Source organism: Pararobbsia alpina (genome assembly GCF_902859895.1).
GTDB classification, from domain to species: domain Bacteria; phylum Pseudomonadota; class Gammaproteobacteria; order Burkholderiales; family Burkholderiaceae; genus Pararobbsia; species Pararobbsia alpina.
The window spans coordinates 172,074-198,872 of record NZ_CADIKM010000008.1 but is presented as its reverse complement, the minus strand read 5'-3'; the positions used below and the strand labels follow the sequence as shown (position 1 = coordinate 198,872).

Here is a 26,799-nt window from a genome sequence, read left to right as displayed (position 1 = left end):
CTCGCGCCCTTCATCCAGACCGAGCCATGCCCGCCCTTACAGTCACTTCTGCGCAACGCGCCGCCCTGCGCGCCGACGCGCACGCCCTGAAACCCGTCGTCATGATCGGAGCCGAGGGCCTGACCGATGCGGTCCTCAAAGAGATTCAGGTCCACCTGAGCGCCCACCAGTTGATCAAGATTCGCGTGTTCGGCGACGAACGCGAGGAACGGCTCGCCATTTACACCGAGATCTGCGACCGCCTCAAGGCGGCGCCGGTCCAGCATATCGGCAAGCTGCTCGTCATCTGGCGCCCCGCGCCCGAAGTCGACGAAAAACCCAGTGCGCGCGGTGCCGCACGCGGCATGCCGTCGGTCAACAGCGCCGCGGGTGAACAGCGCAGCGCGAAAGGCGGCGCACCGCGTGTGGTCAAGGTCATCAAGCCGAGCAGTTCGGTGCGTCGTCCGAAGCCGGTCTCACTCACCGTGCGCGGCAACGAGCGCGTCACGGCGGGAGGCAATGTCAAGCGCGCGAAGCCGCGCCAGGCCAGCGCCAAGCGCCAGTATCAGTCGAACAAATAAGACGTTTGGCAGCGGACCGGGCGCTCAGCCCGGAATCGCAAACGTGTCCGGCACACGGCGCAGGCAAACGAGCCAGACGCCGAGCAGACTTTCGATCAGGTAGAACACGCTCGACACGCCATGCAGGATGCCAAAGCGCGTCGCAAATGCCGAGTGGCCGACATCCGTGCCTGCCGCCTGTGCGGCAAGCCTCAGCGAGTTCATCCACGGTTGCAGCGCGAAATAACCGAGCAGCGTGCAGACGATCATCGCCACGACGAGGCGGCGCGCGCGCCGCAGCGTCTGCACGCCCTGCCCGCCCGCAGCGAGCCGGATCGCGCGGTTCGCGATCACCAGCAGCACGAGTCCGCACACAATGGACAGAAAGCCCTGTGTGCGAAACAGGCTCGCGGCAACGTCTCCTGCCTCCGTCCTCGAGAGCAGCGAGAACAAGGTGGGCGCGACGATATAACCGGTGGTCAGCAGGCTGCCGACCCAGATCGTCGTGAAGAGGTTAAACAAACGATGTCCCATCACGAAACCACTCAGATGTAACGCACGGAGATGATTTCGTATTCGCGTACGCCGCTCGGCGCCTTCACCGCGGCCACATCGCCTTCGCCCTTGCCGATCAGCGCACGCGCGATCGGCGAGCTGATCGAAATCAGGCCATGGTCGATATCGGCTTCGTCGTCACCGACGATCTGATACGTGACCTTGCTGCCGTCCTCGACTTCCTCGAGATCGACGGTCGCACCGAAGACGATGCGGCCATCGGCCTCCAGAGCGGCCGGATCGATGATCTGCGCAGCGGACAGCTTCGACTCGATTTCCGCGATGCGTCCCTCGATAAAGCCCTGTTTTTCCTTCGCCGCATCATATTCGGCGTTTTCGGACAGGTCGCCCTGTGCGCGCGCTTCAGCGATCGAGTTGATCACGGAAGGCCGCTCTTTCGATTTCAAGCGTTGCAGCTCCTCCTTCAACAGGTCGGCGCCGCGCTTGGTCAACGGAATGGTGCTCATAAGAATTCACAAAACAAAAAAAATCGCCGCAGCCAAAGTGCATCCAACCTGTTTCGGTCAGACACCGCGTTGGCCGCGGCCGGTTTCGGAGATACCCCGTCTGGGAACAGCCGGGGCCTCGGATAGGGTTTAGTGTAGGCGAGCGTGAAGTCCTTGTAAATCGTAGACTTCGAGCTCACGCAAATAGCGCAGGCCTTCGACCGCCGCGCGCGCGCCCGACATCGTCGTGTAGTACGTGACCTTGTGGGCCTGCGCGCTCATGCGGATCGAGCGCGAGTCGGCAATCGCCATGCGCGTCTCGTCCACGGTCGTGAACACGAGTGCGATTTCGCCGTTCTTGATCATGTCGACGATGTGCGGACGGCCGTCCTTGACCTTGTTGACGATCTTCACGGGAATGCCGGCCGAGGCGATCGCCGCGGCCGTGCCCTTCGTCGCGACGAGCGGATAACCCAATTCGTGCAGTTCCTGCGCGACTTCGATGGCGACCTGCTTGTCGGAGTCCTTGACCGTCAGCAACACGGTTCCGCTTGCCGGCAGGCGCGAACCCGCGGCGAGCTGCGACTTGAACAGCGCCTCGCCGAAGGTCTTGCCCACGCCCATCACTTCACCCGTCGAACGCATTTCGGGTCCGAGCACCGGGTCGACCGTAGGGAACTTGATGAACGGAAACACCGCTTCCTTGACGCTGAAGTATGGCGGATTCACTTCGGCCGTCACGCCTTGCGAGACGAGCGACTGACCGACCATGCAGCGCGCCGCGATCATCGCAAGCTGCAGTCCGGTCGCCTTCGACACGTAGGGCACCGTGCGCGACGCGCGCGGGTTGACTTCGAGCACGTAGACAATGTCTTCCACCGTGCCGTCCTCGCGTTTTTCCTGCTGGATCGCGAACTGCACGTTCATCAGGCCGATAACGTTCAGCGCGCGTGCCATCGCGGCTGTCTGGCGCTTGAGTTCGGCGATCGTCGCGGCCGACAACGAGTACGGCGGCAGCGAGCACGCCGAGTCGCCCGAGTGGACCCCGGCCTGTTCGATGTGTTCCATCACGCCGCCGATGAACACGTCCTTGCCATCCGAGATGCAGTCGACGTCGCACTCGATCGCGTCATTGAGGAAGCGGTCGAGCAGCACCGGCGAATCGTTCGATACCTTGACCGCCTCGCGCATATAGCGTTCGAGGTCGCGCGGCTCGTGGACGATTTCCATTGCACGGCCGCCGAGCACGTACGAGGGACGCACGACGAGCGGATAGCCGATTTCCTGCGCCAACATGAGCGCCTGGTCTTCCGCGCGCGCGGTACGGTTCGGCGGCTGGCGCAGGCCCAGCGTATTCAGCAGCTTCTGGAAGCGTTCGCGATCTTCGGCCGCGTCGATCATGTCCGGCGACGTGCCGATGATCGGTACCCCGTTCGCCTCGAGATCGAGCGCGAGCTTCAGCGGCGTCTGGCCGCCGTACTGGACGATCACGCCGACCGGCTTTTCCTTGTCGACAATTTCAAGCACGTCTTCGAGCGTCAGCGATTCGAAGTACAGGCGATCCGATGTGTCGTAGTCGGTCGACACAGTTTCCGGATTGCAGTTGACCATGATCGTTTCATAGCCATCCTCGCGCATCGCGAGTGCCGCATGCACGCAGCAGTAGTCGAATTCGATACCCTGCCCGATACGGTTCGGACCGCCGCCGAGGACCATGATCTTTTTCTTGTCGGTCGGCTGCGATTCGCATTCTTCCTCGTAGGTCGAATACATATACGCAGTCTTCGTCGCGAATTCGGCCGCGCAAGTATCGACGCGCTTGTAGACGGGACGCACATTGAGCTCGATGCGCCGCGCGCGAAGCTGCTCGGGCGTCGCGCCCAACAGCTTCGCCAGGCGGCGGTCCGAGAAACCCGCACGCTTGACGAAGCGCAGCTCGTCGACGCTCAGGCTCTCGAGCGCGCGGCCCTTGAGACTCGTCTCGATCCTCACGATGTCTTCGATCTGTGCGAGGAACCACGGGTCGATCGAGGTTTCTTCCTGCACTTCCTGCAAGCTCATGCCGATCCGGAACGCATCACCGACGTACCAGATCCGGTCCGGACCCGGCGTGCCGATTTCGTCGACGATTTCATCACGGTCGCTCGACTTTTCATCGAGCCCGTCGACGCCGACCTCGAGGCCGCGCAAGGCCTTCTGGAACGATTCCTGGAATGTGCGGCCGATCGCCATCACTTCACCGACCGACTTCATCTGCGTGGTGAGATGCGAATCGGCCTCGCGGAATTTCTCGAACGCAAAACGCGGAATCTTCGTCACGACATAATCGATCGTCGGCTCGAACGACGCCGGCGTCTCGCCACCGGTGATCTCGTTCTTGAGTTCGTCGAGCGTATAGCCGGCCGCGAGCTTGGCGGCGATCTTCGCGATCGGGAAGCCGGTGGCTTTCGAGGCGAGCGCCGATGAACGCGAGACACGCGGATTCATTTCAATGACAACCATCCGACCGTCAACCGGATTGATCGCGAACTGGACATTTGAGCCGCCGGTGTCCACGCCGATCTCGCGCAGCACCGCGAGCGATGCGTTGCGCAGCAGCTGGTATTCCTTGTCGGTCAGCGTCTGGGCCGGTGCGACGGTGATCGAATCGCCCGTATGGATACCCATCGGGTCGAGGTTTTCGATCGAGCAGACAATGATGCAGTTGTCCTTCTTGTCGCGGACCACTTCCATCTCGTACTCTTTCCAGCCCAGCAGCGACTCTTCGATGAGCAATTCGTGCGTCGGCGAGAGATCGAGTCCGCGACGGCAGATCTCTTCGAACTCTTCCTTGTTGTAGGCGATGCCGCCGCCCGAACCGCCCAGCGTGAACGAAGGACGGATCACGATCGGATAACCGATGCCACCCGTCGCGCCCATGATGCTTGCCTGCACCTGCTGCGCCTCTTCCCACGAATGCGCGATGCCCGACCTCGCCGACCCGAGACCGATCTTGGTCATCGCGTCCTTGAACTTCTGGCGGTCTTCAGCCTTGTCGATCGCTTCGGGCGATGCCCCGATCAGCTCGACACCGTACTTGCCGAGCACGCCTTGCGCATGAAGGTCGAGCGCGCAGTTGAGCGCGGTCTGTCCGCCCATGGTCGGCAGGATCGCGTCCGGGCGTTCCTTCGCGATGATGCGCTCGACGACTTCCCAGGTGATCGGCTCGATATAGGTCACGTCGGCCGTGTTCGGGTCGGTCATGATCGTCGCAGGATTGCTGTTGACGAGAATGACCTTGTAGCCTTCCTCGCGCAGCGCCTTGCACGCCTGCGCGCCCGAATAGTCGAACTCGCAGGCCTGGCCGATGATGATCGGCCCGGCGCCGATGATAAGGATGCTCTTGATGTCTGTACGCTTCGGCATAAAGCTCTCGGATACTGGATTCTGTGTTCGCGATGGTTGCTCTCGTCGCCCGCGTGCTTTCGCAGCGCGCGGGCGCGGCGGCTCTGACAGCGGCTAGGCGGTGGCTCGGGCCGCGGCCGTGCGGCCGCCCTTCTTCGCCTCGATCAGCGCGACGAAACGGTCGAACAGATAGGCGATATCGTGGGGCCCCGGCGAGGCTTCCGGATGACCTTGGAAGCAGAACGCCGGCTTGTCGGTCAGCGCGAAGCCCTGGAGCGTGCCGTCAAACAGGGAGGTATGCGTGATGCGCGCATCGGCCGGCAGCGTCGACGCATCGACCGCGAAACCGTGGTTCTGCGAGGTAATGACGACGCGGCCGTCATCGTGATCCTTGACCGGATGGTTCGCGCCATGGTGACCGGTCTTCATCTTCATCGTCTTCGCGCCGACCGCGAGGCCCATGATCTGGTGGCCCAGACAAATGCCGAAGGTCGGGATGCCGCGTTCGATGAATTCGCGCGTCGCGCGGATCGCGTAGTCGCAAGGCTCCGGGTCGCCCGGCCCGTTCGACAGGAAGATGCCATCAGGATTGAGCGCGAGCGCATCGGCCGCGCTCGCCTGCGCCGGCAGCACCGTGACACGCAGACCGCGTTCGGCCAGCATGCGCAGGATGTTGTACTTGACGCCATAGTCGAAGGCGACGACATGATGCTTCGGGGCCGTCTGCTCGCGGTAGCCGGCACCGAGACGCCATTCAGCCTGCGTCCATTCATGAGGCTTGGTCGACGAGACGACCTTCGCGAGGTCCATGCCCGCGAGGCCCGGGAACGAACGCGCGAGCGTCAGTGCCTTTGCACTGTCATCCTCGCCCGCCAGAATCGCGCCGTTCTGCGCGCCTTTGTCGCGCAGGATGCGCGTCAGCTTGCGCGTATCGAGCCCGGCGATCGCGACAATCCCTTCGTCTTTCAGATAGGTGCTGAGCGAACGTTCCTGGCGGAAATTGGAGTGAAGCAGCGGCAGATCGCGGATGATCAGGCCGGCCGCATGAACTTTGGCGGCCTCGACGTCTTCGGCATTGACGCCAGTATTGCCGATGTGCGGATAGGTCAGGGTGACGATCTGGCGCGAATAGCTCGGATCGGTGAGAATTTCCTGATAGCCGGTCATTGCGGTATTGAAAACGACTTCGCCGATCGTATGACCGGGTGCGCCAATCGAATAACCGCGAAAGACCGTACCGTCAGCGAGCGCAAGCAGGGCAAGAGGAAAAGACGGCAACACGGGAGGCTCCTTGCGGGGACACCCAGCTGCCGACCTGTCGTTCATGTCCGGAGAAACGAGCCAGCCAGACGCAGGGCGTTCGTGCTGCAGCCGTCGGAGTCAGAGACTATCGGGCGCGCGACGAGCCAGGCGTGGCGGGTCGATCCTGCGCATGCCGTAGAGGCGCTCCCCATACGTGGACGAGCGAGGCATGCAGCGGACGAACGAGAGAATGTGGGTAGGCGCTAGGGTGCGGGTGGATTAACTTAAACCTTCGAATTATAGCCTGAGCAGCCTCCCCAGGCTAGGCCCTCGCTTGCCCGGGACCCTGCGCCGGGCGCTTATGCGCCGCTGCGCAACGCCTTCCCGCCCTTCAGTCCAGTACCGCCATGCGACCGGGAAACCGCGCCGCACAACGCTCGCGCGACCGGGCGCACCGGAAAACCCCCGCCCCAGAAAAACGAAAGCGCGCGGGCCAGATGAGCCAGCGCGCTCAAAGCATCGAATTGATCGGAGCGTAACCTCACGCACTGCCCCCGCAGAGCGTGCTCAATCCGTGCCTAGCCGCTATTTTTACCGTGCTTCTCATCCGAAGCCTCGGCGGCGGATCGCTTGCGGCTCGCACCACCATTTTGGGCTTTTGGAGCCTGTGCGGCCTTCGACCGCGTGGCGGATTTCACCGCCCCATCCGAATTCTGTTTGCCACTCGAGCGCGAAGCGAGCTTCGGCGCAGGCTTCACGGCCATCGATTTACCCTTGGAAGCGCCCTTCGCATCGGGCTTCGCATCAGCTGGAGCAGCGGCCGCCGCATTGGCCTTCGAGTCCGCGGTTTTCGAATCGCCACCCTTGCTGCCACCCACCGCCTCGCCCTTCGCCAGCTTCGAGCCACCCTTCCCGCCCTTGCCGGACGCTTCTTTTGTCGGCGCGGCTGCTTTGATCATACTGCCGCGCGGGGCCGGATGGGAATCGGAATCGGCAGTCTTCGCCGCCCCTCCGCTCCCGCCCTCTTGCCCGCTGTCGTTGCTCGCCACCGCAACAGGGGGCTGGGCCGGCAGCTTCTTGCCGACCGGCACGTGCAGCACGAGCGTCTGGCCCGGCGCAAGCACCGAACGGCGGCCCTTGTTCCAGGCGCTCAGCTGCCGCACGCTCACGCCATAGCGGCTCGCGAACGAGGCCATGCTTTCATGACGACGCACGCGAATCAGCACCTTGCGGGTGTCGGGGACGTCCGGCTCCATCGCCAGCACGGCGTTCTCGGCAACGTCCGCGCTGATGTCCTCGTCATCGTCCTCACGCGGCACGACCACCGTCGAGCCGGGCTTGAGGCGCATGCCGCGCGGAATCTGGTTGGTTGTCATCAGCATGTCGACGTCGATGCCGATCTTCTGCGCGAGGGCATTCGGCGTGGTCCGCTCGTTGACGGTGTAGGTCGTCCACGATGCAAGCTGTCCTGAATAGGCCTTGAGATTGCTTTCGAACTGCTGCGCATTGTCGAAGGGCAGCAGGATCTGCGACTGGGTCGCGCCGAGGATCATGGGGAGGCGGAACGAGGGGTTCAGCGCCTTGAATTCATCGAGCGTCATGCCCGAGAGCCGAGCCGCGACATCGACATCGATATCGTGCGAGGTCGTGACCGTCACGAAATACGGGTGATTCGGTATATCCGGCAGCGTCAGTCCATACATCTGCGGATTGGCGATGATGTTCTTGACCGCCTGAAGCTTGGGCACGTAGTTGCGCGTCTCGGCCGGCATCTTGAGACTCATGTAGTCGGTCGGCAGTCCGGCCGCCTGGTTGCGCGCGATTGCGCGCTGCACATTGCCTTCGCCCCAGTTGTAGGCAGCGAGCGCGAGATACCAGTCGCCGAACATGTCATGCAGCTTCTCGAGATAGTCGAGCGCGGCACTCGTCGAGGCCAGCACGTCGCGGCGTTCATCCTGGAACATGTTCTGGCGCAGGTTGAATGTCCTGCCCGTTCCCGGCACGAACTGCCACATGCCCGCCGCCTTCGCGACCGACAGGGCCTGCGGGTTGTAAGCCGACTCGATGAACGGCAGCAGCGCAAGCTCCGTCGGCATGTTGCGGCGTTCGAGTTCGCTGACGATATGGTAGAGGTAGAGCTTCGACCGGTCGGTCATTCGAGCCACATAGTCGGGGCGCTGGGAGTACCAGTCGATCTGCGTCTGCACGAGATCGCCGTCGAGATCCTGCATCTGAAAACCCTTGCGGATACGCGACCAGATATCGTCGGGCTTCACGAGCGTGTCGACCGAGGTGTGGTCGACGTTGATCGGGTTTTCGGTGGAAGCAAGCGCGACGGCTTGATTTTTGGGGGACTTCTGAATCGTGGAGATCGGAGCGGAAGCAAGGCCAGCGGTATCGGGCGCGCTAGCACACGCTGAGAGTAGCAAGGCGACTAGCGCACAAAAAATCAATCGCATTGGACGTCTCGTTCCGTTGAACCGCAAGGAAAGTGTTGGGAGGATGGTAAGGAAGCCCTCATCATCCGTCAACCTAAATAATGCTAAAAAGCCTTGATAATCCGCGATCTGGAGCGGATTTTGAGTGCTGCATCTGATGTATACCCGAGCTTGCGCGGGCTCAACGGAATGTGTTCTTCCATTCGCGCATCGCCGCGAACACGCCGAGACGGTCGATCGAGCCCGCCTCGGACATGCCGCTCGACCCGTTCGCGCCCCGCGCCGAGGCCGAAGCAAGTACGTGCTCGCGTACCGATGACTGATCGGCCCGCAGGAATGGATTGACGCGTTTTTCATGGCCGATCGTCGTCGGCAGCGTCGGCCGGCCGAGATCGCGGAGTTCGCGGGCGCGGATGCTCCATGCCTGCAAGTCCGGATTGGCCGGTTCGCAGGCCAGCGCGAAACGGATATTCGACAAGGTGTATTCGTGTGCGCAGTGGACCTGCGTATCGTCGTCGAGCGCAACGAGCGAATCGAGCGAGGCGAGCATCTGGGCAGCCGTGCCTTCGAACAAACGTCCGCAACCACTTGCAAACAGGGTGTCGCCGCAGAACAGGTGGGGGGCGCCGTCGCCGCCTGCATGCTGGACGTAGGCGATATGTCCGCGTGTGTGACCGGGCACGTCGAGTACGGCGAATTCGCCGTAGGGCTCGTCGAGCTCTATCGTGTCGCCGCCCTTGAGCGCCCGCGAGACGACCGGGATCGACTCGGCCGCGGGACCGTAGACCGGGATGCCTTCCGGGCCGGAGAAAGTTCTCAATAAAGTGGCGACGCCGCCGACATGGTCCGCGTGATGATGCGTGAGTAGAATAGCGATCAACTTCACACCGTGTTCGCGCAGCCAGCTTTCGACCGGAGCCGCGTCGCCCGGGTCGACCACGACCGCGCTGTGGCCGTCGGTCATCACCCAGATGTAATTGTCCTCGAACGCCGGAACAGGCACGTATTGGTATGAGGCTTCACTCGCGCTTTTCATTTGATTTGGATTGCCCATGTCTGATCACGGGATTATAGACTGGCCCGCCTGGACGGTTTCACCGCCCGGACGCTACGTGCTCGAGTGGGAACAGGCGCAACTCGATCATGTGGTGGGCGATATCTTCGGCTACCACGCCCTGCAGCTCGGCCTGCCCCAGATCGACGCACTGCGCGAAAACCGAATGCCTTACCGGGGGCTCGTGCTCGACGGTGCGAGCCGCGCGAGCGCACCTTATGTGGTGCCGCGCGCAAAGAGTGCGCGTAGCCACAGTGGGGCGCAGGGCTTTGGCGTGCAAGGCGCCGCCGAGCGATCGGGCAATGCGGCGAGCTCGGGGAGTGATGCCGGCGGACTCGGTGCGGGATCCAGCGAAGACAGCGGCACACCCAGCGCTGCCGGTTCTCCCGCTGGCCGTGCTTCGGTGACGTCGCTCCCCAACCGGGGCTCCGTTCATGCGCCCGCGTTCGCGCGAAGCACGATCTGGTGCGAATTCGTCGAGCTGCCGTTCGAAGCGCAAAGCGTCGACTTGATCGTCCTGCCCCATACCCTCGAGTTCACGCCCGATCCTCACCGCCTGCTGCGCGAAGTCGAACGCGTGCTGATGCCCGATGGACGACTGGTGATTGCCGGCTTCAATTCGCTGAGCCTGTGGGGCATGAGACAGTCCGTCGGGCGGATGACGCGCCGCCCCTTTGTGCCCGGCACACACGACCTGATCGCGTTCACGCGACTCAAGGACTGGATCAAGCTGCTCGGCTTCGAATTCGATCGCGGGCGCTTCGGCTGCTATCGGCCGCCGCTCGTGACCGATCAATGGCTGACTCGCTACGATTTCATGGAATCGGCCGGCGACCGGTGGTGGCCGATCTTCGGTGCGACCTATATGATCACGGCCGTCAAACGCGTGCGCGGCATGCGCATGATCGGGCCGACGTGGGCCAAGAAGCCCGCGCTCGCGCCCGGCCTCGCGCCGGTTGCCACACCGAATTCCCGCAGCAGCATCGAACGAGAGACACAGAACCAATAATGTCGGACGTCATCGATATCTATACGGATGGAGCCTGCAAAGGCAATCCTGGCCCGGGCGGCTGGGGCGCGCTGCTCCGTTACGGTACCCAGGAAAAGGAATTGTTCGGCGGCGAGAAACTGACCACCAACAACCGGATGGAGCTGATGGCCGTCATTGCCGCGCTCGAGGCGTTGAAGCGTCCGTGCAAGGCCGTGGTCCATACCGACTCGCAGTATGTGCAGAAAGGTATCAGCGAGTGGATCCACGGCTGGAAGAAAAAAAACTGGATGACCGCCGCCAAGGCGCCCGTCAAGAACGCCGATCTGTGGAAACGGCTCGACGAGGCGACGACCAAACACGAACTCGAATGGCGCTGGGTCAAGGGCCATGCGGGACACCCCGAGAACGAGCGTGCGGATCAGCTCGCGAACAAGGGCGTCGCATCGCTGACCGAGGCATAGTCGGCGCAACGCTACTGCAACACCCCAGGCAAACATCAAGCTATGCGTCAACTCATACTCGATACCGAAACCACTGGCCTCAATGCGCGGTCGGGCGATCGTGTGATCGAAGTCGGTATTGTCGAGCTCGTCGATCGACGGCTGACCGGCAAGAACCTGCATTTCTACATCAATCCCGAGCGCGATAGCGAGCCGGGCGCATTGGCCGTGCACGGATTGACGACCGAATTCCTGAGCGACAAGCCGAAGTTCGGCGAGATTGCAAACGAGCTTCGCGATTTCATCGCGGGTGCCGACCTGATCATTCATAACGCCCCGTTCGACCTTGGCTTTCTCGACGCCGAATTCTCGCTGCTCGGCCTGCCGACATTCGTCAGCCACTGCGGCGAAGTGATCGACACGCTCGTCCAGGCGAAGTCGCTGTATCCGGGCAAGCGCAACTCATTGGACGCCCTGTGCGACCGACTCGGCGTGAGCAATGCTCATCGGACCCTGCACGGCGCCCTGCTCGATGCCGAGTTGCTCGCCGAGGTTTACCTGGCCATGACACGCGGCCAGGAGAGCCTCGTGATCGACATGCTCGGAGAATCGGAGCAGGCCAGCGGCGGCGACGAGCTGGCGGTCAAGACGGGATTCGACCAACTCGTGCTGGCCGTGGTACTTGCTTTACCTGAAGAAGAGGCTGCGCACGGCATCGTGCTGAACGAACTGGACAAGGCCGTGAAGGGAAGCTGCGTGTGGCGAGTCGAGCCGCAAGTTGTCGAGGCTGCTTGAATGTGGCGCAGGTCGCTGAGTGCCTGGCGGCGTCGCTTTTGCAGGGTGTGTGGCGGCGGCATCAATGACTGGGAAACGGCGCTTGCTGGTTGGCATGCAAGATTTCCCGTTGCCAGTTCGCAAAGCTCGTTGCTATAATCGCGGTCTTCTTCGGATGGTTAGCTCAGCGGTAGAGCACTGCCTTCACACGGCAGGGGTCACAGGTTCAATCCCTGTACCATCCACCAGATTCGGAAGGGCCGGCAATCGCCGGCCCTTCTTGCTTTCCGGGCCGGATGCTTAGCAAATGTCTGTTAAGTGTCCTCACGCCAAGCCGGATTGTTGGCACACATTTGTCACACCATACATTCGGGGTGTCTTGTGTCCGGCCTCACGCAACTACGCGCGTTCCAGCGTCGCTATCTCACGGACCACCACCAGCAGCATCGAAAGACTCGCACCGGTCGTCGCGCGCAATTCTCCAAGCAGACGTGCGTAACGCTCGACCGCGGCTTCCCTTCTCGAGCGCCAGTTTTCAACAATCACCTCAGTTGCGTCAATATCGCGTGTCTGTTCGAGCGCGCTGATCGTCAGTGCGCGCTTGAGCCGTGCGAGTTCTTCCAAAGCAGCCGCCCGTGCGAGTAGATCCCAGTGAGTGGACGCCGGCAACGCCATCGCACGCTCGGCGATCCAGCCGTAGTTCAGCAATCTGCCTATAGCAAAGTAAACGCTCGCGACCACCTCGAGACTACGGCCGCAACTTGCCGCCACTTCGGCACTATCGAGCACGGCAGTCGGTATCTCTCCGCTCGCCGCTTGCGCCGCCAATGCCTCTTCGACGCCCGCTTCCTCCAGCACGCGGCGCCGTTCTGTCCATTCTTCGAGTTCGCCGGTGGGGAGCAAGGCCAGTAACTGTGGACCAAGCCTTTGCGCGGCTTCACGACAGCGCGCGACCCGCTCCGCCGCGAGACTGGCGTCCTCCGTCGATACCTTCAGGTGACGCAGGAACCAGAGCGTCGCGCCCTCAAGCAAACGCACCACATCGACAAACATGCGTGCCTGTACTTCGTCGGCGACGCGATAGTCGAGTGCGTCGATATTGCGCCAGATCTCGTTCAGATCGAATACGTCGCGCGCCATGATGCAGGCGCGCACAATCTCGCTCGGACATGCATCGGTTTCCTCCATCAACCGATGCACGAAGGTGCAGCCGACCCGGTTGATCAACGCATTCGTCAGGTGCGCGGCGAGGATTTCACGCCTGAGCGGATGGCGCTGCATCGGTTCGCTGTAGCGTGCCTGTAAGGGCAGCGGAAAATACTCGGGCAACATGCTGGCGACAAGCGGGTCCTCGGGAACATCGGAGGCAAGCAACTCGTCGTACAGCCACATCTTGCTGTAGGCGAGCAACACGGCGCGCTCGGGTGATGTAAGCCCTTGTTTGGCCGCCAGACGCTCGGCGATCTCTTCATCAGAGGGCAGGAATTCGATCTTGCGTTTCAGCCGCCCCGCGCGTTCCAGCCAGCGCATCAGCCGCGCCTCGGCGTCGAGCATCTCGGCCACGTAGCGGTTCGCAATCGATAACGCCTGCGTCTGCGCATAGTTGTCCTTCAGCACGAGCAAGCCGACTTCATCGGTCATCTCGGCGAGCAGCGCGTTACGCTGCTTTTCGGTCATCTCACCGTCGGCCACGACAAGACCCAGCAGGATCTTGATGTTCACCTCATGGTCGGAACAGTCCACGCCCGCGGAATTGTCGATGGCATCGGTATTGATGCGTCCTCCCTGCTGCGCGTATTCGATCCGGCCGAGCTGTGTCACGCCAAGATTGCCGCCTTCGGCAACAACCTTGCAGCGCAGTTCCGAACCGTTGACGCGCACAGCGTCGTTCGTGCGGTCACCGACTTGCGCGTGTGTCTCGCGCGTCGACTTGACGTATGTGCCCACGCCGCCGTTGTAAAGGAGATGAACGTCTGCCAACAGAATCGCGCGGATCAATTCGTTCGGCGCGAGCGTCGGCGCTGTTACGCCGAGCGCGGCCTGAACCTCTTTCGATAACGCAATCGTTTTTGCCGTTCTCGGAAAGACACCGCCACCGGCTGAAATCAGCGCGACGTCGTAGTCGGCCCAGCTTGAACGCGACAGCGCGAACAGCCGTTCGCGTTCATTGAAACTCGCGGCGGTATCGGGATCGGGATCGAGGAAGATGTGGCGATGATCGAACGCCGCGATCAGGCGGATATGGCGCGAGAGCAGCATGCCATTGCCGAATACATCGCCCGACATATCGCCGATACCGACCACGTTGAAATCCGTCGTCTGGGTGTCGAGACCCATCTCGCGCGAATGCCGCTTCACCGACTCCCACGCGCCGCGTGCGGTGATCGCCATTCTCTTGTGGTCGTAGCCTACTGAACCGCCGGAAGCGAAGGCGTCGTCGAGCCAGAATCCATATTCATGCGCGATCGCGTTCGCATAGTCCGAGAACGTGGCCGTGCCCTTATCAGCCGCCACGACAAGATAAGGATCGTCGGGATCGTGGCGCACGGTGTCGGGTGGCGGCACGATGACGCCGGCCACACGGTTGTCCGTCACGTCGAGCAGACCGCGCAGGAACATCTGGTAACACGCCACACCTTCACGCGCGAACGCCTCCCGATCGGTCAATGGCGGTGGGTTCTTCACCACAAATCCGCCCTTCGATCCAACCGGCACGATCACGGTATTTTTCACCATCTGCGCCTTCATGAGACCGAGCACTTCAGTGCGGAAATCTTCTCGACGATCCGACCAGCGCAAGCCGCCGCGCGCGACCTTGCCGCCTCGCAGATGCACCCCTTCGACGCGTGGCGCATAGACCCATATTTCGAACATGGGTTTGGGTTCCGGCAAGCCCGGCACCCTCGACGGATCGAGTTTGAATGACAAATACGGCTTGGGCTTGCCTTCGGCATCCTTACGAAAATGATTGGTCCGCACTGTCGCGTTGATGACGCCCAGGAACTGGCGCAGGATGCGGTCTTCGTCGAGATTGGGTACGTTGTCGAGTGCGGTTTCTATTTCGGCGAGGACATGCTGTGTGCGTGTATCGCGGAGCTCACGGCTTTGGGGGGTATCGCTCGCCGCGCCGGGAAGAGCCGGGTTGAAGCGCACCAGGAACAGTTCAAGCAACTTGCGTGCGATCGCAGGATTGCCGGTCAGCGCGCGTTCTATGTAGGCGTCACTGAATGTCGATCCGACTTGCCGCAAGTACTTCGCGTAAGCGCGCAGGATGGTGATGTCGCGGGCGCCGAGTTGCGCGCGCAGGACCAAGCGATTGAAATCGTCGTTCTCGACTTCACCGGTCCAGACACTCGCGAACGCGTTCTCGAACAGCTCCTTGACGCGATCGATGTCGAACTCCACATCGTCAGCAAGCTCCAGGCCGAAGTCGTGTATCCAGGCGTGCGGCGCACCAAGCGGTTCGATGCGGTAAGGCCGTTCTTCATCCACGCGTACGCCAAGATGCTCCAGCATCGGCAGGCTATGCGACAGTGCGATCGGATCACCCACGCGATAGACCTTGAAGCGAAACGCCCGCCGCCCCGCTTCAATGGGCCGGTAAAGACTCATCGCGAGACCGCCCGCCTTCACCTGCGTCTGTTCGATCAATTCGATATCACGCACCGCCGTACGCGCCGGATAATCTTCGCGATAACCGGCCGGGAACGAATCCGCATATCGATTCAAGAGCCGATTGCCCTGCTCTTCACCAAAGCTATCGATCAGCGCATCCGCGAGATCGTCCTGCCAGCGACGCGCGATCTGCACGATCCGTTGTTCGAGTTCGCGCGTATCGGCTTCGTGCATCACCCCTTTGTCCGAACGCACCGTGATATAGATGCGCGCCAGCGGGGATTCGGACAGCAGCGGCGTGAACTCGATGCTCTTGCCGTTGAACGCTTCCATCAGCACTTTCGCGATGCGCCTGCGCAGGTCCGTGTTGAACTTGTCGCGCGGCACGAAAACGAGGCACGAGACAAAGCGGTCGAAACGATCGCGCCGCACGAACAGGCGTGTGCGCTGATGTTCCTGCAAGCGCAGCACACCGAGTGCGATGTCGAACAGGTCGTCCTCATCGGCTTCGAAGAGTTCTTCGCGCGGATATTGTTCGAGCACCGTCACCAGCGACTTGTGCAGATGCCCCTTCGCGAGAAAGCCGGCACGCCTGATGATGTTCGCGCATTTGCGCCGCACGATCGGTATCTCGGACGTGGGGACCAGATACGCGGTCGACGTGTACAAGCCGATAAACCGTCGCTCTCCTGTCACCTTGCCGTCCGCGCCAACACACTTCACGCCGACATAGTCCAGATAACCCGGCCGATGCACGGTCGCTCGCGAATTGGCCTTCGTGAGAAAAATCGGCGCGGAGCCATTGATGATGGCCGCGGCGGCGGGCGGCAATGGCGTGACGTTATCGGCTGTAGGCGGACGCAAGCTTTCGCGCAGTAGTCCTGAGCCGGAACCCGGCACGCCGCGCAGCGCGAACGCGCCGTCCTGCGAGATGAGCTCGTAGTCGCGATGCCCGAGAAACGTGAAATGATCCGCGACCATCCACTCCAGGAACGCACGAGCCTCTACGCCCTCCGCGCCTGTGTCACGCGTTTTCATTTCGCCGATGGTCGAGCGCGCCACCTCGAGGATCTTCGGCCAGTCTTCCACTGCGGCACGCACGTCGCCCAACACACGCGCAATGTCGCTGCGCAGTTCTTCAAGCTTTGCGGCCTCGCTGCATCGGTCCACTTCGAAATGAATGAACGACTCGAGATGCGATTGCGGGTCGCCGCCGTTGACGTGACCCAACGCGATGCGCGTGATCGCGCCGCTTGCGTCGCGGGAGACACGGAACACCGGGTGAATGGCGGCATGCATCGCCAGGCCGAGACGGTTGACCGCCATGGTCACCGAGTCGACGAGAAACGGCATGTCGTCGTTGACGATCTCCACGATCGTATGATCGGAGTGCCAGCCGTGTTGTTCGAGGTTGGGGTTGTAGACCCGCAGGACCTCGTGGCCCGTCACGAATTTCTGCGCCATCTGCCAGTGCGCCATGGCGGCGCCGTAGAGATCGGCTATATCGCGGCTCTGGACGTCTTCGGGATCAGCGAGTTCGTAGTAATGACGCAGGAGGGGGTCTACGACATTGAACGCGGGCTCTGACAGCCTCCCCCGTGCAAAGTCGACCACATCGGTAAGGAGATGCGCTACGCGCTCTTCGTTCTTCGTCAGCATGGTCGCTCCCGGATCTAGCACGTTCGTTGCTCGGATTATTATGCGCCAAGTTTTTGGACACTTGACCTCCGGTCACAAGACCAATCCGGTGCAGACATGGACCTCCTGGAAGTAGGACAGATCGCTAGCGAGGCGCGGAAAGCGCGCCATTTGACCCAGGACGAGATGGCAAAACTCCCAGGAATTCCAAAGGGTTACATCGAACGCGACGCACAGCCCCACCGCATGATCCCGGGCCAAAAGCAAGAACGTTTTTTCAGCACCGCTCAGCTTCGTGCACCCGCATTTCGATCTGCATACCCGCTGCGGCGGCCATATTCACCAAGGCATCAAGACCGAACAGGCCAATCTTGCCTCGCATGAGATCGGACACGCGCGGCTGAGTGACGCTAAACAGCTTCGCAGCTTCTGACTGGCTCAGACCAGCGCGAATGATGTGTCCTTTGAGTGCCATCATGAGCCCCGATCGCAGCTTCATGTTTTCTGCTTTTTCCGGGGTATCCTCAATGGCATCCCACACGCTGGCAAATCGTTCAGTACTCATCCCCCCACCTCCTTTAACAGATCTCGGTAGCGTCTAGCTGCCAACTCCAGGTCGCACTTGGCTGTCTTCTCCGTCTTTTTCTGAAAGCAATGCAGGACGTAGATAGCATCAGCCAGCTTGGCGACATAGACGACGCGAAAAGCACCAGCCGCATCATAGATTCGAATTTCCCGTACGCCTCTTCCGATAGCTGGCATCGGCTTCCAGTCGTCCGGTTCGAGTCCATTCTGAACCTGATCCAACTGATGGCCCGCCTCTCGGCGAGCTGCAAGAGGAAACATGCGAAGATCGTGAAGGGCAGTACCCCGAAACTCAATGGTCTTAGGTTCGGTCATCAGATTATACAAAATTTTGTATGCCTGCAAGAGTGCGGAATGCAGTGACGGCACTTCTCCTTGATGCCTTGAAGGCATCCGCCCATGCTGCGAACGGGCATGACACCAATCGAATAGCTTCCGTGCAACCACTATCTGGTCGCAATGGCACACTCACTTACCCTCCGTAGGGCAAAGGCTTGTCATGGAGCAGACGCGATCGTGTCGCCCAAATGAAAAGGCCCCAGGCGAGTTGCCTAGGGCCTTGGTCACGCGGAATGAAAGTGCTTTGCGGGGCAATCCCGAGGCACTCGATCAATACCCCGGCTGCGGATACCCATACTGCACCTGAGGTGCAGGGCCGCAAGGCACATACGCTTGCCGATAACCATCGTAGCAATATCCCGGCGGCGGGCTTGCATAGACTGGCGCCGCATATACCGGTTGCTGGTACACCGGGGCCTGATAAGCAACCACCGGCTGCGCATTGACGGCGGAGCCAACCACAGCACCCAGCACCGCACCACCGATCAGCGCACCGACAATGGCGCCGCCGTCATTGCCGTGGGCTGAAGCCTGGCCAGACACCCCGAGGCTCGCGACGCTTGCAACCACGGCAAGGGTGACGGCTAATTTACGCATTTGGCGCATTTTGGTTTTCTCCCACTCAATAAAGCATGTGTTGTTGTTGATGACTTCATTGTGGGCGCGCTTTCAAGAAATAGATGCTGCAAGTGGTAACGGGAGATTTCGCGTATGACAGTGCGAGGACCTACTATTTGTTCCGCTTCGTCTTGGCGGCGCTGCCCGCCGGAATATCGCGCCCGCCGTTATCCATGCCGCCACCATCGAGCCCGGAACCCGTCCTCCATACCTGTTTGCCCTTTTCCGACAACTGCCCTGAACTGTGCTGGTCGTCGGCCTCCGACCCCTCGACGGCCATCGCCCCGCCCGCCTGCTCCTGCGCCGCTTGCTTCTTGCCTTTGCGTGCCGCATAGGCCTCGTCGTGTGAACGACCCGCGTATGTATTGATGTGAGCCATTGCATCCTCCTTCATAGGTACTGAAGTCAGACGCATCACGCGTTCCCGCTCTCATGCCAAAAAGCAAAACACCCCCGAAGCCTTCCAGCTGTCGGGGGTGTTCCGGGACAATCAGCGCGATCGCTTAAGAGCGATCGCGAAACAACCTATCAACTCAGCCCGCGTTGACTTCTCGCAGCACCGAACGACGCTTCTGATGCAGCAATTCTTCATACGCCAGCACGTAATTCTGAGCCATGCGCTTCGAAGTGAAACGATCTTCAAACTGCTGACGCACGCGTGCGCGCGGCAAGGTATGGAGCCGGTTCACCGCCGCGACCGCGGACACTTCGTCTTCGACAATGAAACCCGAAATGCCGTTGTCGATCACTTCCGGCACCGAACCGCGATTGAACGCGATCACCGGCGTGCCACAAGCCATCGACTCAATCATGACGAGGCCGAACGGCTCCGGCCAGTCGATCGGGAACAGCAAGGCATGCGCCCCCGACAGGAAGGCCGGCTTTTCGGATTCGTTGATTTCACCGATATATTCGACGTGCGGCAGCGCGAACAGCGGCTTGATCTCTTCTTCGTAATACGTGCGGTCGGCGCGGTCGATCTTGGCGGCAATCTTGATCTTCATCCCAGTAGCCTGGGCGATCCGGATCGCGCGATCGACACGCTTTTCCGGCGACACGCGGCCGAGGAAAGCAAGATAACCCTGTTCGACGCCCTTGACCGGGGTCAGCAGATTTTCGGGCAAGCCATGATGCACCGTCTTGAGCCAGTTGGCCTGCTGCAAAGGGGTGCGTTGATGGTCGGAAATGGACACGACCGGCACTTCGCTGAACGCATCGAAGATCGGCTGCAGTTCGGGCAAGTCCAGCCGACCGTGCAGCGTCGTCACGAACGGCGTGTCCTGGCGGCTGAACAGCGGGAACGGGTAGTAATCGATATGGAAATGCAGCACGTCGAATTCGTGGGCGCGCCGGCGCACTTCCTCGAGCAGCAGCATATGCGGGGCCATCGTGTCCCGAATCGTCGGGTCGAGGCGCAGGGCCTGCGGCCAGAAGGCTTCGAGCTTCGCCGACGTCTTCGAATCACCGCTGGCGAACAGCGTCACATCGTGACCCAGTTCAACCAAGGCCTCGGTCAGATTGGACACAACGCGTTCCGTGCCGCCATACAGCTTGGGGGGAACCGCCTCGTGCAGTGGAGCGATCTGAGCGATTCGCATATCGACACTCTCCTAAGAAATTCAGGCAAAAATTTGCTGCGAGTTCTGGAATCGGCGTCCGACCCATTCCTGGGACGTCCACCGGGCCGCGGCCTCGCTGATGCCGACAGCCGGTCCGTAGTCGATTCCTGCGAGGCGGTGCAACCGGCACCGTGTGCTCACGCTAGCCCTACGGGAAAATAGCGCTTGACACATAACGCACGAGACAATCGATCGTTGACGACAGGTGATGAAAAAAAAATGTAAGCTCCGCGCATGGCCTCGACGTTCATCGAATGGTCGCGTCGAACCCTGAAAGCATGAAACGGACCCGCCCGTCATCAAGTTGGGTCACACTTACGTTTTTCGTGTTCGGCGCGTAACTTGCGTCGCATTAATCCTGAGAAAACCCGTCGTCCTCGGGGGTGAATTTTCTCATGGTCGGGCCGGAGTATGCGGGTGACAAGTTGAAGGTCATTGAACGAATTTCAAAGAATTTAGCTTGTTACAGTGGGGATACAACTTGTGACGGACAGTCTTGTCAGCCGTCACCTAGATTGGGACGTTACAGCGGATTACCGACGGACACGCCGTCAGGGCCGCACGCCATACAGACTTATGACTACTTCAGACGCGCAGCACATCACGCGGCTCACACCCGAGCAGCTCGAAAAAGAGTCGCCCGAGAAGCTGTCTGTTGCCGATCGCAATCTGCGCAACGAACGCCTTTCGAGCTACTCGCAGCGCCCCCTCGCCTTCCTGTTCCGCTATATCCGCCGCCGCCCGGTGGCTCACAGCATCCTGCTTTCGAGCGTCCTGGTCGCGGTGCTCTGCGCCCTGATGTCGCAATATGCAATCAAGCATCTGGTCGACGTGCTGTCCGCCGGCCACCGCAACACGGGTCCGGTCTGGGTGGCGTTCCTGATCCTGGTGTCGCTGATTGCCGCGGACAATTTGTCCTGGCGCGTCGGCGGCTGGATCGGCGCGCGGGCGTTCGTCGGCGTGACCGGCGATCTGCGCCGCGACTTGTTCCAGTATCTGAGCGGCCATGCGCCCAGTTATTTTCTCGAAAAGCAGCCTGGGATGCTCGCGAGCCGGATCACCGCGACTTCGAACGCGGTGTACATCACTGAAAATACAATGGCCTGGAACGTATTGCCGCCGACCATCGCGGTGATCGGGGCGATTGTGATGGTGACGCTCGTGAACCCCATCATGGCCAGCGGCTTGCTGGGGGTCTCGGCCATCCTCGCTGTCATCCTGTTCAACCTCGCGGGGCGCGGTTCGCATAAGCACCATACGTTCGCGACGCGTGCCGCGGCTGTCGACGGCGAACTCGTCGATGTGATCAGCAATATGGGGCTCGTGCGCGCATTCGGTGCAACGTTTCGCGAGCAAAGGCGCTTCTCGGAAAGCGTCAGCGCGGAAATGGACGCCCGCCGGCGCAGCCTGCTTTACCTCGAAAAACTCCGTCTGCTGCACGCGGTCGTCACGGCCGCCCTGTCGGCCGCCCTGCTCGGCTGGGCCTTGTTGCTCTGGACACAGAGCAAGGTTTCGTCCGGCGACATCGTGCTGATCAGCTCGCTCGGCTTCACGATCCTGCACGGGACACGTGACCTCGCCGTCGCGCTCGTCGATGTCACGCAACATATCGCGCGGCTCGCGGAAGCGGTCGAGACGCTGCTCGAACCGCACAGCATGCCCGATCACTCGCAAGCGACGGAACTTACCTCACGGGGCGGCAAGATCGAATTCGATGCGGTGGCCTTTGCCTATCCAAAGCGCAAACGTATTCTGGAGAATTTCAATCTGATGATCGAGCCGGGCCAGCGCGTCGGGTTGATCGGCAAGTCCGGTGCGGGCAAGTCGACGGTCCTCGCGCTGCTTCAGCGCTTCTACGAGGCGCACGGCGGCCGGATCCTGATCGACGACCAGGACATCGCCCTGGTGACCCAGGACAGCCTTCGCCACGCGATTGCAGTCGTGCCTCAGGATATCTCGCTGTTCCATCGCACGGTCTACGAAAACATCGCATACGGTCGTCCCGATGCGACGCGCGAGGAAGTCGTCGCTGCGGCACGCGAGGCGCGCTGCGCCGAGTTTATCGATGCCATGCCGGAAGGCTATGACACGATCGTCGGCGATCGCGGCGTCAAACTCTCAGGCGGCCAGCGGCAGCGGATCGCCATTGCACGCGCGGTGCTCAAGAATGCCCCGATTCTTCTGCTCGACGAGGCAACGTCGGCACTGGACAGCCAGTCCGAGGAAGCCATCCAGCAAGCGCTCGACCGGCTGATGCGAGGCCGCACCGTCGTGGCGATCGCCCACCGGCTGTCGACGCTCCAGAACTTCGACCGGCTGATCGTCATGAGCAATGGCCATGTGATCGACGATGGTTCACCTGACGTGCTGCGCGCCCGGCCCGGTCTGTACCGGGACCTGCTCAGCAAGCAGCACGGCAAGGGCGCCCTGCCCCTCACCAAAGTGCCGGCGGCAGAACACGTCGTTTGAGCGTGAGCCTGGGCGCTGAACTCCCTCAGGGAGTTCAGCCCTATTGCGGCACCGCGCGCAAGTCAGACAAAAACGAATCCCGCCAGACCGACACGCTGTTTCGCCGCAGAGTCTCCATCATTCTCTGGTAACGCTCGCGGCGTTCGTCCCGCGGCATGTCGAGCGCGCGATCCAGCGCCTCGGCCATGCCCGTCACGTCGACCGGATTGACGATCAACGCACCGTCGAGCTCCTGAGCGGCACCCGCGAACCGAGAGAGCACGAGCACGCCCGGATCGTGGGGATTCTGCGCGGCGACATACTCCTTGGCGACGAGATTCATCCCGTCGCGCAGCGGCGTCACATAACCCACGTGCGCCTCGCGAAACAACGAGGCCAGCACCGCGCGTTCGAACTGGCGATGAAGATAGCGGATCGGCGTCCAGTCCATTTCGGCGAAACGGCCATTGATTCGGCCAGACTCAGACTCCAATTGCAGACGAATCTGTTGATAGCTTTGGATATCCGCACGAGTGGGCGGCGCTATCTGGATGAATGAAACCTGCGCACGATGATTGGGTGACAGTTCGAGCAACTTTTCAAAGGCCCGGAAGCGTTCAACAAGGCCCTTCGAATAGTCGAGCCGGTCAACGCTGACAATCAGTCGCCGCTCACGCATGGTCTGCCGCAGGTTCTTCAGGTGACGGCCGTCACGACCTGCTTCGGCGAGGCTCGCGAGTTCGTCGGGATAGATGCCGATCGGATAGGACCCGATACGCAAGGTACGGCCGTATGCACGGGCCGTACCGTCGTCGGACACCGTGCCCCCCGCCTCATGTTCGAGATAGTCGCGCAAAGCCCGTAGATCGGGCGCAGTCTGCACGCCGACCAGGTCGTAGCAGCACAACGCACGCATGAGCTTGTCGTGCGGGGGCACGGTCACCAGCAGCTGCGCAGCAGGGAAAGGAATGTGGAGAAAGAAGCCGATCCGGTTCGTCACACCTTGCTGGCGCAGCGCTTCGGCAAAGGGTATCAGGTGATAGTCGTGAACCCAGATCACATCGTCCGGCTCGAGCAGCGGCAGTAGCTGATGCGCGAGCCACGCGTTCACACGCTGATAGCCCTCGAACTCATGCCGGTCGTAGTGTGTGAGATCGGTCCGGTAGTGGAAGGTCGGCCATAGCGTGTCGTTCGAGAAGCCCCGGTAATACTGGTCGTAGTCGCGACGCGTCAGCGGCACCGTCGCGAACGTGACGGGTCCCCGTTCCTCGATTTTGAGTTCAGGGGCCGCCGCACCGGCAATCTCGCCGCTCCAGCCGAACCACATCCCACCGGTCTCCTTGAGCGCGTCATACACGCCCACCGCGAGACCGCCCGCCGCCATGCCGCCTTCGGAGATCGGCGCGACCCGGTTCGATACGATGATCAGGCGGCTCATGCGAGAGCTGCGCCGGCGACGATGCGCTCCATCCAGTCGAGCAGGTCGCTGACTGTATCGAGATGACAGCGTGCGATCGTCTCGCCCGCACCGATCTTGATCGACACGCCATCCCGCTGATTGACGACCGCGAAGCCCTTCTCATCGGTCAGATCGTCGCCCGCGAAAACAGGTCGGCGAGCCGCGAATGGCGGCTCGTCGAGAAAGGCCGCGATCGCGCGCCCCTTGTCGACGTTCTTGGGCTTGATCTCAAACACCATTTTGCCGGGCTGCAGCACATAACCGTCGGCAAAGCGCTCGACGAGCTTTTCGGTTGCGGCGCGCGCGGCCGCCTCGCGTCCAGGCGCGTTGCGGTAATGAAGCGCAAGTGCGGCACCCTTGATTTCGAGCAACATGCCGGGATTGTCGCTGACGACCTGTTCGAGCGCGTGCTCCATCTTCAGCAGGCGTTCGTCACCGAAACCAACACGCAGCATATCGCCATTGGCATCGCGCCGTTCGGCCCCGTGCAGGCCCGCAGTCGGCAGGCGTAGTGGCGCGAGCATGCCATCGAGACTCTCCACGTCGCGGCCCGATACGATCGCCAGCGCGCCGCCCGTCAGCCGGCTCAGCGCTTCGAGCAGGGTGCGCACGCGCGGCTCAACCACCACGTTGTCGGGCGCGGACGCCAGTTCGGCGAGCGTGCCATCGAAATCGAAAAAGAACGCGACTTCGGAGACAGCGAGCGCGGTGGGCGGTAGTGCTAGGGATGGCGACATGGATCAGTGCTTTGATGAGCCAGCGGGACGCGGCATCTTACCTCGCTTCGGGGGAGGAAACAGCTTCTTGAAAGGAAGGTATGCGGCAATGGCATCGCACACGAAATGCGGTACAGTGAGCGGGCGTCAGCCTCGGGAGCTGGCAATCAGCTTGATCCGCGGGGCTTAGGCCCAGGATGGCCGCTAGACTCGAGTCACCTGGACCGCTCAGCGCTCGCCCTGTATTTCAAAAGGTATTGGTCTCATGCAACACCCGCTCCGACGCGCCGGCCTCCTGCCATCGCAATGTTTCAACGATTCTCCAACAAAGCCAAGCATCGACGATGCCACGTCTACCCTGTCCTCCGGGATCACCCATGCGTGTCGCCGCATCGCGGCCCTGCTCGTTGCGGCCGGTCTCGCGGCGAGTCTGGCCGCTTGCGGCGCCAAGCCCGAGACCTGGCAGCTCGAGAACGTCTCGGGCCACTTGCCGGACCTGAGCTTCTCGCTGACTTCCGACACCGGCAAGCCGATGAATGCCCAGGATCTGAAGGGCAAAATTGCAATCGTCTACTTCGGATATACACACTGTCCCGATATCTGCCCCGAAACCATGGCCAAGCTCACGCAGGCCATCGGCAAGAGTGGTGCCGGCGCCAACGACATGCGGATCGTCTTTATCTCGGTCGACCCCACACGCGACACTCCCGAGTCGATGCATGCCTATGTCGATGCGTTCGATGCCAGACATGCGATCGGACTGACCGGATCCCCTTCTGAAATCGAATCGATCGCGAAGCGGTACCGTGTCGCCTACCAAGCCGACAAGCCCAATGACGGCGGCAGCTACGAAGTCGCGCACAGTTCGGGCGTCTATATCTTCGATCGCGAGGGCAAGGCTCGGCTGCTGGCCGATGGCACCGATACCGTCGATCAACTCGCGCACGACCTCCAGCAACTGGCAAAGCAAAGTTGAGATGCTCAAGATGGCTTCGATTTCCCGCCTTATTTCCCAAACGAGTTCAGGCGCAACGTCGCGCCGCGTATTGGCCGGCATCCTGCTCGCCTGTGCGGGCACCCTTGCATCGGCTGCGGCCCCCACGATCGCGATCAGCGACGGCTGGGTCCGCTGGTTGCCCGGCGAGTTGCCGGCAGCCGGTTATCTGACGATCACCAATAACGGCGACAAGCCGGTCACCCTCGTCGGAATGACAAGCCCCGACTATGGGATGGCAATGCTGCACCAGACCACCAACGAAGGGTCGCTCTCGAAGATGATCATGGTCGACAAGCTGACCATCCCCGCACATGGGAAAGTCCAGTTCTCACCCGGCAACTACCATGTGATGCTCGAACAACCGAAGCGCTCTCTCGCACCCGGCGCCAACATCCAGCTCCAGCTCAAATTCTCGGATGGAGAAACAGTCGTCGCGCCCTTGCCGATCAAACCGCCCGGTACGACCCAGTAAGTTCGTCCTGATCGCATCGAAAGGGGCCGGGCAATACAAGCACAAGCGCCCGAAAGCAATAGACGAAAAAAAACCACCCCTCGGGGTGGTTTTTCCGCTTGACGCGATCTGGAGGCGCGGGCCGGAGTCGAACCGGCCTGGAAGGATTTGCAGTCCTCTGCATAACCGCTTTGCTACCGCGCCATGAACGGCTATTTGTTTGCGCAACGGGCGAAACTCCGCCGAAATCGCTCAAACAAAAGGGGAAGCACCAAGCTTCCCCGATATCTGGAGCGGGAGACGAGGCTCGAACTCGCGACCTCAACCTTGGCAAGGTTGCGCTCTACCAACTGAGCTACTCCCGCATTTACCACTACATTCACCGCACGAACACTGCGGTACTTCCTGCTTTCCCGCCGCTTCGTAGAAGGCTCGGCGACGAGAAACGAGA

Annotated in this window: 21 protein-coding genes and 3 tRNA genes; 8 read left to right on the top strand and 16 right to left on the bottom strand. The window is 61.5% G+C overall.

Annotated features, from left to right (window positions below; genetic code table 11):
• Positions 1-26: 26 nt before the first annotated feature.
• Positions 27-560 (top strand): YhbY family RNA-binding protein, encoded by a 534-nt coding sequence (locus tag HV670_RS11795; protein ID WP_175104954.1) that lies wholly within the window; start codon positions 27-29, stop codon positions 558-560.
• Positions 561-584: 24 nt separating this feature from the next.
• On the opposite strand, the gene HV670_RS11790 is transcribed toward HV670_RS11795, so the two are convergent.
• From HV670_RS11790 to gloB, 6 genes are all read right to left on the bottom strand, one after another.
• The gene (locus HV670_RS11790; RefSeq protein WP_175104953.1) at positions 585-1,073 is read right to left on the bottom strand and encodes a DUF4149 domain-containing protein; all 489 of its coding nucleotides are present in this window, start codon (positions 1,071-1,073) and stop codon (positions 585-587) included.
• Between the two features lie 11 nt (positions 1,074-1,084).
• A complete protein-coding gene (gene greA / locus HV670_RS11785; RefSeq protein ID WP_175104952.1) occupies positions 1,085-1,561 on the bottom strand; it encodes a transcription elongation factor GreA in 477 nt (158 codons plus the stop codon).
• Between the two features lie 129 nt (positions 1,562-1,690).
• The gene (gene carB, locus HV670_RS11780) at positions 1,691-4,945 is read right to left on the bottom strand and encodes a carbamoyl-phosphate synthase large subunit (protein ID WP_175104951.1); all 3,255 of its coding nucleotides are present in this window, start codon (positions 4,943-4,945) and stop codon (positions 1,691-1,693) included.
• A gap of 93 nt (positions 4,946-5,038) precedes the next feature.
• On the bottom strand, positions 5,039-6,205 hold the full coding sequence (gene carA, locus HV670_RS11775) for a glutamine-hydrolyzing carbamoyl-phosphate synthase small subunit (protein ID WP_175104950.1): 1,167 nt from the start codon (positions 6,203-6,205) through the stop codon (positions 5,039-5,041).
• A gap of 539 nt (positions 6,206-6,744) precedes the next feature.
• Complete coding sequence (locus tag HV670_RS11770) at positions 6,745-8,625, bottom strand: transglycosylase SLT domain-containing protein (protein ID WP_175104949.1); 1,881 nt, start codon at positions 8,623-8,625, stop codon at positions 6,745-6,747.
• 160 nt (positions 8,626-8,785) lie between these two features.
• Entirely contained in the window at positions 8,786-9,640 is an 855-nt protein-coding gene (gloB, locus tag HV670_RS11765) for a hydroxyacylglutathione hydrolase (RefSeq protein WP_246257236.1), read from the bottom strand.
• A gap of 16 nt (positions 9,641-9,656) precedes the next feature.
• Between gloB and HV670_RS11760 the strand changes: the two genes are divergently transcribed.
• From HV670_RS11760 to HV670_RS11745, 4 genes are all read left to right on the top strand, one after another.
• Complete coding sequence (locus tag HV670_RS11760; RefSeq protein WP_175104947.1) at positions 9,657-10,667, top strand: class I SAM-dependent methyltransferase; 1,011 nt, start codon at positions 9,657-9,659, stop codon at positions 10,665-10,667.
• Positions 10,667-11,110: a ribonuclease HI gene (gene rnhA / locus HV670_RS11755; RefSeq protein WP_425511414.1), complete on the top strand. Its 444-nt coding sequence runs from the start codon at positions 10,667-10,669 to the stop codon at positions 11,108-11,110. The genes HV670_RS11760 and rnhA overlap by 1 nt, the downstream gene beginning before the upstream one ends.
• Positions 11,111-11,152: 42 nt before the next feature.
• Complete coding sequence (gene dnaQ, locus HV670_RS11750) at positions 11,153-11,884, top strand: DNA polymerase III subunit epsilon (protein WP_175104946.1); 732 nt, start codon at positions 11,153-11,155, stop codon at positions 11,882-11,884.
• Positions 11,885-12,036: 152 nt separating this feature from the next.
• A tRNA-Val gene (locus HV670_RS11745) sits at positions 12,037-12,111 on the top strand.
• Between the two features lie 151 nt (positions 12,112-12,262).
• Here the strand turns inward: HV670_RS11745 and HV670_RS11740 are convergent.
• From HV670_RS11740 to HV670_RS11715, 6 genes are all read right to left on the bottom strand, one after another.
• A complete protein-coding gene (locus HV670_RS11740) occupies positions 12,263-17,137 on the bottom strand; it encodes an NAD-glutamate dehydrogenase (protein ID WP_175104945.1) in 4,875 nt (1,624 codons plus the stop codon).
• A gap of 256 nt (positions 17,138-17,393) precedes the next feature.
• A complete protein-coding gene (locus HV670_RS11735) occupies positions 17,394-17,681 on the bottom strand; it encodes a helix-turn-helix domain-containing protein (RefSeq protein WP_175104944.1) in 288 nt (95 codons plus the stop codon).
• The gene (locus HV670_RS11730) at positions 17,678-18,016 is read right to left on the bottom strand and encodes a type II toxin-antitoxin system RelE/ParE family toxin (protein WP_175104943.1); all 339 of its coding nucleotides are present in this window, start codon (positions 18,014-18,016) and stop codon (positions 17,678-17,680) included. The genes HV670_RS11735 and HV670_RS11730 overlap by 4 nt, the downstream gene beginning before the upstream one ends.
• A gap of 294 nt (positions 18,017-18,310) precedes the next feature.
• Positions 18,311-18,637, bottom strand: a complete 327-nt coding sequence (locus HV670_RS11725) for an ecotin precursor (protein WP_175104942.1) — start codon at positions 18,635-18,637, stop codon at positions 18,311-18,313.
• Positions 18,638-18,770: 133 nt separating this feature from the next.
• Positions 18,771-19,037, bottom strand: a complete 267-nt coding sequence (locus HV670_RS11720; RefSeq protein ID WP_175104941.1) for a hypothetical protein — start codon at positions 19,035-19,037, stop codon at positions 18,771-18,773.
• A gap of 154 nt (positions 19,038-19,191) precedes the next feature.
• Positions 19,192-20,256, bottom strand: coding sequence for a glycosyltransferase family 4 protein (locus tag HV670_RS11715; RefSeq protein ID WP_175104940.1), 1,065 nt, complete (start codon positions 20,254-20,256; stop codon positions 19,192-19,194).
• 597 nt (positions 20,257-20,853) lie between these two features.
• Here HV670_RS11715 and HV670_RS11710 point away from each other — a divergent pair.
• Positions 20,854-22,746 carry an ABC transporter ATP-binding protein gene (locus HV670_RS11710; protein WP_175104939.1) on the top strand — a complete coding sequence of 631 codons (1,893 nt, stop codon included), beginning with the start codon at positions 20,854-20,856 and terminating at the stop codon, positions 22,744-22,746.
• Positions 22,747-22,786: 40 nt separating this feature from the next.
• Here HV670_RS11710 and otsA read toward each other — a convergent pair whose 3' ends face one another.
• Complete coding sequence (otsA, locus tag HV670_RS11705) at positions 22,787-24,163, bottom strand: alpha,alpha-trehalose-phosphate synthase (UDP-forming) (protein WP_175104938.1); 1,377 nt, start codon at positions 24,161-24,163, stop codon at positions 22,787-22,789.
• Positions 24,160-24,921, bottom strand: a complete 762-nt coding sequence (gene otsB, locus HV670_RS11700; protein ID WP_175104937.1) for a trehalose-phosphatase — start codon at positions 24,919-24,921, stop codon at positions 24,160-24,162. The genes otsA and otsB overlap by 4 nt, the downstream gene beginning before the upstream one ends.
• Positions 24,922-25,165: 244 nt before the next feature.
• Here otsB and HV670_RS11695 point away from each other — a divergent pair, with 244 nt between their 5' ends.
• Positions 25,166-25,876: an SCO family protein gene (locus HV670_RS11695; RefSeq protein ID WP_175104936.1), complete on the top strand. Its 711-nt coding sequence runs from the start codon at positions 25,166-25,168 to the stop codon at positions 25,874-25,876.
• A gap of 10 nt (positions 25,877-25,886) precedes the next feature.
• Positions 25,887-26,369, top strand: coding sequence for a copper chaperone PCu(A)C (locus tag HV670_RS11690; RefSeq protein ID WP_175104935.1), 483 nt, complete (start codon positions 25,887-25,889; stop codon positions 26,367-26,369).
• Between the two features lie 109 nt (positions 26,370-26,478).
• Here the strand turns inward: HV670_RS11690 and HV670_RS11685 are convergent.
• Together HV670_RS11685 and HV670_RS11680 are read right to left on the bottom strand one after the other, a co-directional pair.
• A tRNA-Cys gene (locus tag HV670_RS11685) sits at positions 26,479-26,552 on the bottom strand.
• Positions 26,553-26,637: 85 nt separating this feature from the next.
• Positions 26,638-26,713, bottom strand: a tRNA-Gly gene (locus tag HV670_RS11680).
• Positions 26,714-26,799: the final 86 nt, after the last annotated feature.

Coding starts and splice junctions, on each gene's coding strand:
- HV670_RS11795 (WP_175104954.1), top strand. CDS start 27: ATGCCCGCCCTTACAGTCACTTCTGCGCAACGCGCCGCCCTGCGCGCC.
- HV670_RS11790 (WP_175104953.1), bottom strand. CDS start 1,073: ATGGGACATCGTTTGTTTAACCTCTTCACGACGATCTGGGTCGGCAGC.
- greA (WP_175104952.1), bottom strand. CDS start 1,561: ATGAGCACCATTCCGTTGACCAAGCGCGGCGCCGACCTGTTGAAGGAG.
- carB (WP_175104951.1), bottom strand. CDS start 4,945: ATGCCGAAGCGTACAGACATCAAGAGCATCCTTATCATCGGCGCCGGG.
- HV670_RS11770 (WP_175104949.1), bottom strand. CDS start 8,625: ATGCGATTGATTTTTTGTGCGCTAGTCGCCTTGCTACTCTCAGCGTGT.
- gloB (WP_246257236.1), bottom strand. CDS start 9,640: ATGAAAAGCGCGAGTGAAGCCTCATACCAATACGTGCCTGTTCCGGCG.
- HV670_RS11760 (WP_175104947.1), top strand. CDS start 9,657: ATGTCTGATCACGGGATTATAGACTGGCCCGCCTGGACGGTTTCACCG.
- rnhA (WP_425511414.1), top strand. CDS start 10,667: ATGTCGGACGTCATCGATATCTATACGGATGGAGCCTGCAAAGGCAAT.
- dnaQ (WP_175104946.1), top strand. CDS start 11,153: ATGCGTCAACTCATACTCGATACCGAAACCACTGGCCTCAATGCGCGG.
- HV670_RS11740 (WP_175104945.1), bottom strand. CDS start 17,137: ATGCTGACGAAGAACGAAGAGCGCGTAGCGCATCTCCTTACCGATGTG.
- HV670_RS11735 (WP_175104944.1), bottom strand. CDS start 17,681: ATGAGTACTGAACGATTTGCCAGCGTGTGGGATGCCATTGAGGATACC.
- HV670_RS11730 (WP_175104943.1), bottom strand. CDS start 18,016: ATGACCGAACCTAAGACCATTGAGTTTCGGGGTACTGCCCTTCACGAT.
- HV670_RS11725 (WP_175104942.1), bottom strand. CDS start 18,637: ATGCGTAAATTAGCCGTCACCCTTGCCGTGGTTGCAAGCGTCGCGAGC.
- HV670_RS11720 (WP_175104941.1), bottom strand. CDS start 19,037: ATGGCTCACATCAATACATACGCGGGTCGTTCACACGACGAGGCCTAT.
- HV670_RS11715 (WP_175104940.1), bottom strand. CDS start 20,256: ATGCGAATCGCTCAGATCGCTCCACTGCACGAGGCGGTTCCCCCCAAG.
- HV670_RS11710 (WP_175104939.1), top strand. CDS start 20,854: ATGACTACTTCAGACGCGCAGCACATCACGCGGCTCACACCCGAGCAG.
- otsA (WP_175104938.1), bottom strand. CDS start 24,163: ATGAGCCGCCTGATCATCGTATCGAACCGGGTCGCGCCGATCTCCGAA.
- otsB (WP_175104937.1), bottom strand. CDS start 24,921: ATGTCGCCATCCCTAGCACTACCGCCCACCGCGCTCGCTGTCTCCGAA.
- HV670_RS11695 (WP_175104936.1), top strand. CDS start 25,166: ATGCAACACCCGCTCCGACGCGCCGGCCTCCTGCCATCGCAATGTTTC.
- HV670_RS11690 (WP_175104935.1), top strand. CDS start 25,887: ATGGCTTCGATTTCCCGCCTTATTTCCCAAACGAGTTCAGGCGCAACG.